We start from the raw sequence: 778 nt of genomic DNA on the forward strand, positions 1-778 counted from the left end.
ATGTATTCCTCGTCTTGCTGGCGATCGGAGTCGCGTATTTCCTGGCGCTGCGCCGGTTGGCGCCGGCAAGGCTCGCGCAAATCGAAGCCGACCTCATAGGTTCCGCCGAGCCGTGAAATGACCGGAGGCCGTGCCAGCGGCGGAGCGCGGCTGCGATCGCGCCCGCGGCCGCCAGCCGTGGGCAACTACTACCTCAACGATGTCAGGCCGCCGCGTCACTCGTGGATCTAAGCTGCCGAAGAGCACCGAACGAAGACAAGAAACGCCGAGGGAGAGATCGGACGATGGGCGCATCAGTCAAGAAAGCGGAGCCGCGTGGCCGCGAAGCCTTTCCTGCACCATCGCGGCCGACGCATCCCGCCCATATCATTCGAACCGATGAAGAGGCGGTCGCCGTGGCCAGGAAGCTGGCTGCTCAATTTGCCGAAGGCGCCGCCGAACGCGACCGCGACCGGCGCCTGCCTACTGCCGAGCTTGACATATTCTCACAAAGCGGACTTTGGGGAATCACGGTGCCGCGCGCATTCGGCGGCGCCGGTGTTTCGCAGGCGACGGTGGTGGAAGTCTTCAAGATCATCGCCGCGGCCGATCCATCGCTGGCCCAGATTCCGCAGAATCACTTCGAGATTACGGATTTGATCCGTGCGACCGGTTCCGACGCGCAGAAGCGGGCGCTGTTCGGCCTCGTCCTGTCCGGTCTTCGCCTCGGCAACGCCTTCTCCGAGTTCAAGGGCAAGAACGTCGGGGATTTCGAGACACGTATCGCGCCCCATGGCGA

The 778-nt window shown here is 64.0% G+C and carries 1 protein-coding gene; it reads left to right on the forward strand.

What is annotated here, in order from left to right:
• Positions 1 to 395: 395 nt before the first annotated feature.
• Positions 396 to 778: acyl-CoA dehydrogenase family protein (locus EOA24_RS39900; RefSeq protein WP_245502001.1), on the forward strand; the 383-nt coding region annotated here is incomplete at its 3' end.

This window comes from Mesorhizobium sp. M2A.F.Ca.ET.039.01.1.1 (assembly GCF_003998035.1).
GTDB lineage: Bacteria > Pseudomonadota > Alphaproteobacteria > Rhizobiales > Rhizobiaceae > Mesorhizobium.